This is a genomic window from Mesobacillus sp., assembly GCF_049588175.1.
GTDB lineage: Bacteria > Bacillota > Bacilli > Bacillales > Cytobacillaceae > Mesobacillus.
Genome location: NZ_JBAVFI010000128.1, coordinates 1 through 4,687, shown reverse-complemented (window position 1 = coordinate 4,687; position 4,687 = coordinate 1). Strand labels below are relative to the sequence as shown.

The following is a 4,687-nucleotide window of genomic DNA, read 5'->3' as shown; positions in this document are numbered from 1 at the left end:
GTGGATAAGTCTTTGAATGAGGCGGTTTCAGCACTCGAAGCCAGCCTGAAAAACGAAAAGTTTGGTGTTCTATGGTCTCTGAATATGAAGGAAACTCTTGCTGGCAAAGGTGTAGAACTTGATGGGGATTACATAATCCTTGAGGTCTGCAATCCGCATGAGGCGAAGCGGGTTCTTGAGAAAAGCCCGCTTGTGAGCTATTTCCTGCCATGTAAAATTGTTGTATACAAGGAGAATGGATCAACAAAGGTTGGCCTTCCAAAGCCTACTGAATTGATTAAACTCGTTGAAGATGAAGAACTGCAGGCTATTGCTGCAGACATTGAGAAAAGATTGATAGGTGCAATTGACAGCCTGTAATAAAGCATTAAAAAGCCCAAGGATTGAATCCTTGGGCTTTTCATATGTTAAAAAATAGCGTTTAAGATAAAGTAAGAAATTGCCGCAACAGTTGCAGAAATTGGCAGCGTGATAACCCAGGTAATGATCATGCGCTGGGCAGTTGTCCATTTAACACCCTTGACTCTGTGTGCAGTACCTACCCCAAGGATTCCAGAAGAAATAACGTGGGTAGTACTTACTGGCAAGTGGATAAATGTAGCTCCGAAAATAACCATCGCTCCTGTTAAATCTGCTGCTACTCCATTAACAGGACGGATTTTCATGATGTTGCCGCCAACGGTTTTAATGATTTTCCAGCCGCCGACTGAGGTACCAAGACCCATAGCGATCGCACATGACAATTGAACCCAGAATGGTATGTCATCTGTTGAATGAAAACCATTTGCGATCAGTGCCATGGTGATGATTCCCATCGCTTTCTGAGCATCATTCGTCCCATGGGTGAACGATTGCAATGCTGCTGTTCCTATCTGGAAATATCGGAAATTCCTGTTTGTCTTGGCAAGATTATTATTTTTAAAAACTACCTTAAAAATGCTGTAAATGACGTATCCGATTACAAATGCAAGAAGCGGTGAAAAAATCAAAGCCTGGATAATCTTGAGGAAACCTGTGTAATTAAGGGCATCAAGTCCTGCTGCTGCTATCGCTGCTCCTGCAATTGAACCAATGATGGCATGCGACGAACTGCTTGGGATACCATAATACCAAGTCAAAAGATTCCAGAAAATAGCCGCGATTAACGCTGCAAGGATTACGAGTGAACCATTTTGTAAAGTGAACGGATCCACAATGTCTTTAGTAATTGTTTTTGCTACTCCAGTAAATGTCATTGCACCAACAAAGTTCATGATGGCCGCCATAAGGATTGCATGGCGAGGCTTCAAAGCCTTGGTGGACACTGATGTGGCGATGGCATTAGCGGTGTCATGAAAACCGTTGATAAAGTCGAATGCCAGGGCAAAGATGACAATTAATGCTGTTATGATAAAAACTACATCCATTTTTCAGGCTCCTTACGCGTTTTTCATGACAATGCTCTCAAGGGTGTTTGCAACATCCTGGCAGCTGTCTGCGATTTCTTCAAGACCTTCGTAAATTTCTTTGAACTGAATAATTCGGATTGGGTCTTTTTCCACTGAAAATAGATGCTTAATTGATTGGCGAAGTACACCATCACATTTAGATTCAAGATCCTTAATTCGGATAGCATGTTCTCTGATCTGCTTTAATTTTTTTGTTGTCAGCAGCTGTACTGCTTGTTCGATTTCGAAAGAAGCACTCTTGATTGCTGCAACGAACTGCAGCATGAAGTCATCTGCTTTTGTAATTGAGTACATATCGAATAGGTTAGCGCAGTGCTCCATTCCATCAAGAACATCATCCATGCTCATTGAAAGGGCTAGAATATCTTCTCTTTCAATAGGTGTGATGAAGGCGTTGTTCAATTCCATGATGACTTCATGCATCATGTTGTCACCTTTTGTTTCCATATCCTTCATTTTTTCAGTGAAAATCTTTAAATCGCTTGCATTGTTAAGCTTGAAATCAGCAAAATATTCACTGCTTTCCTTTAAATTCACTGAAATGTCCGTAAGCAAGCCTGCGAATTTGTCTTTTTTCCTGAAAACCATAGTGTAACCCCCACGTTTATCCAAATAAAATATTTTAGAGCGAAATTAATTTTATCTGAAAGCTGTCGAAATATGAAGATGTTTGATGAAAAATTTACAAAATCTTAATATTAGCTATGTTTTTCTTTTTACAATTTACGATCGGTTAATAATTCTTACCTTTTTTGAAGGAATTGTAAACGATTTTATGCAGTTAAGTCCAATTAATAAAAAAATGGCTTAACCGCTGTTTAGGACAAAATTTTGCCGGGAAATGACCGAATATCAGCAATGCTTCAAGAAGAAAACTTCGGCCCATAAGCCGTTAATATAGATCAGCGGCTGCCTGGTTGGACAGCCGCTTTTAATTGTGTTCGGCTGCCTTCGTGGATAAAATAAAATGGAAGGAGGGAGATCATGGCTACGATTTTTGATAAAGTGGTTTTACATAATGGAGTGGAAATTCCGGCTTTCGGTCTAGGAGTGTATAAAGTAGAAGAGGGCAGCCAGATTGAGGAAACAATCCAGAAGGCGTTAGATTTAGGGTATCGTCTCATTGATACAGCCTCGTTTTACATGAATGAGGAGGGTGTTGGAAGGGCAATTCGCAACAGCGGTATACCAAGAGAAGAATTGTTTATTACAACAAAGGTATGGAACTCTGACCAGGGTTACGATTCAACTTTGAAGGCATTTGAGACAAGCATGGAAAAGCTCGGTCTTGATTATCTGGACCTCTATCTCGTTCATTGGCCGGTGAAAGGCCAATATATTGAAACGTGGCGTGCTTTGGAGAAACTATATAGAGAAGGCAGGGTTAAGGCAATCGGGGTGAGCAATTTTAAAATACACCATCTCGAAGACTTGCTTATGCATAGCGAAGAGAAGCCTGTAGTCAATCAGATCGAACTGCACCCACTGCTTTCACAGGAAGAGTTGCGTGAATATTGCCAGCGGCACAATATCCAGGTAGAGGCATGGTCTCCTCTTGCAAGAGGAAGGTTCCTTGATGAACCGGTTCTAAAAAAAATAGCTGACAGCCATAATAAATCATCTGCACAAGTAATATTAAGATGGCATCTTCAAAATCAAATCATTGCTATTCCCAAATCGGTCACACCATCAAGGCTAAAAGAAAATGCTAAAATTTTTGATTTTGAATTAACTCAAGCAGAGATGGAAATGATCGACGCTCTAAATCAAAATCAGCGTTTTGGGGCAGATCCTGATAATATTGATTTTTAAACCTGATATGAGAATCCACTATTTATAGTCAACTATTTTGTACTGGGTGCAATCATTACTGTGGGCGGAAATCCATATAGTACACCGGTAACTGTTGGTCAGGATGGAAAAATGGCTGAAGATGTTGAAACTGCCATAAAGCATTAGTCTGTAGGTGGTGGCAATCCGCGTGGCCGGATGGGCTAAACAGGGGTTAAATAAAATATTTATTCTTTTTCGGGCTGAAGTTTAATCAGCCCGTTTTTTATTTTTAAATTTGGATACATTAAAAATAAGAGTTGAAACTGCTGCATGGACAAAATGCTTTTCGGAGCAAATTTAATACCTTCAGGTTTTAACTTCTGTTATAGGTGGTAATGTAGGTGTACAAGCAGCAGCAACAAGGATGGACGGCAGTTCATTCCTAGAATCACTGCTTGGAAGGCTGCAGAAAAAAACTTGGTTTAAGAACATCGGTAAAGAGGTAAGTTAAGATTAGAGCAAGCTGAAATGCTCCCGGGAAGCAAACAATTTCAGTGCAGCCTAATTTTAATAATCACTGCAGTTGAACTCTTTGAAAAGGGTGTAAAACCCCTTAGCACTTCTACTACTTGATAACATTACATCTACAATTTTAAGGAGGAAAAACAAATGATGAGTTTTCTTTGGGCATTAATTATTGGTGGTATTATTGGATGGTTAGCAGGATTAATCCTTGGAAGAGATATTCCAGGTGGAGTAATTGGTAACATTATCGCAGGTTTTGTTGGTGCTTGGATTGGACAAGCAATCCTAGGAGATTGGGGTCCGGTAGTTGCTGACTTTGCAATTGTCCCAGCACTGATTGGTGCAATTGCATTAGTATTCATTGTCAGCCTTGTAATGCGCAGCATGCGTAAAGCTGACCGTCATTAATAAGAAAAAAATCCTTCCGAATTGGAAGGATTTTTTTTTTTGACCGCAAGTACTTTGAAATCAAGAACGGAGCCGGAAACATTTACCGGCTCCGTTTTTTTAGATATCGTAAGGATTTATATTAAAGAAAATTGGCGGCTGGTCGATAAAAGGTGCATGGCATATGATTTTTTCCTGTGTAAACGGATGGAACAATTCGAGTTTGACTGCATGCAATGCCTGTCGATTAAAATCTGTGCTGCCTTCATATAGGGAATCTCCAGCAAGCGGATGGCCGAGATGACTGAAATGCACACGGATTTGGTGGGTTCTGCCAGTATCGAGTGAACATTGCAAAAGCGTCAAATCCTTTTGTTTGAATCGCTCTAAAACTTTAAAATGTGTGATGGCTTTTTGGCCAGTTTCTGACACTCTTCTTTTAGTTGGGTGATGACGGTCACGGCCGATTGGCTGATTTATTGTTCCTTTATTTTGTCGGATGATTCCGTCTGCAAGGGCAAGATAGGTTCTTTTAATTTGACGATCTTCAAGCA

General features: G+C 40.2%; 6 protein-coding genes and 1 pseudogene. 4 read left to right on the top strand and 3 right to left on the bottom strand.

Annotated features, from left to right (window positions below; all coding sequences use genetic code 11):
• On the top strand, positions 1–360 hold the full coding sequence (locus WB217_RS03185; protein ID WP_423990565.1) for a DUF302 domain-containing protein: 360 nt from the start codon (positions 1–3) through the stop codon (positions 358–360).
• 47 nt (positions 361–407) lie between these two features.
• Here WB217_RS03185 and WB217_RS03180 read toward each other — a convergent pair whose 3' ends face one another.
• Both WB217_RS03180 and WB217_RS03175 read right to left on the bottom strand, forming a co-directional pair.
• Entirely contained in the window at positions 408–1,406 is a 999-nt protein-coding gene (locus WB217_RS03180) for an anion permease (RefSeq protein WP_423990563.1), read from the bottom strand.
• Positions 1,407–1,418: 12 nt separating this feature from the next.
• Positions 1,419–2,036 carry a DUF47 domain-containing protein gene (locus WB217_RS03175; RefSeq protein WP_335430179.1) on the bottom strand — a complete coding sequence of 206 codons (618 nt, stop codon included), beginning with the start codon at positions 2,034–2,036 and terminating at the stop codon, positions 1,419–1,421.
• A gap of 396 nt (positions 2,037–2,432) precedes the next feature.
• Between WB217_RS03175 and WB217_RS03170 the strand changes: the two genes are divergently transcribed.
• The 3 genes and pseudogenes from WB217_RS03170 (at position 2,433) to WB217_RS03160 (ending at position 4,154) form a co-directional block, all read left to right on the top strand.
• Positions 2,433–3,260 carry an aldo/keto reductase gene (locus WB217_RS03170; protein WP_423990560.1) on the top strand — a complete coding sequence of 276 codons (828 nt, stop codon included), beginning with the start codon at positions 2,433–2,435 and terminating at the stop codon, positions 3,258–3,260.
• A 63-nt stretch (positions 3,261–3,323) separates the two neighbouring features.
• A pseudogene (locus WB217_RS03165) lies at positions 3,324–3,407 on the top strand (NAD(P)H:quinone oxidoreductase, type IV); the annotation flags it as partial.
• A 486-nt stretch (positions 3,408–3,893) separates the two neighbouring features.
• Positions 3,894–4,154 (top strand): GlsB/YeaQ/YmgE family stress response membrane protein, encoded by a 261-nt coding sequence (locus tag WB217_RS03160; RefSeq protein WP_335430234.1) that lies wholly within the window; start codon positions 3,894–3,896, stop codon positions 4,152–4,154.
• 99 nt (positions 4,155–4,253) lie between these two features.
• On the opposite strand, the gene WB217_RS03155 is transcribed toward WB217_RS03160, so the two are convergent.
• On the bottom strand, positions 4,254–4,687 hold a 434-nt coding region (locus tag WB217_RS03155), incomplete at its 5' end, for an RluA family pseudouridine synthase (RefSeq protein ID WP_423990558.1).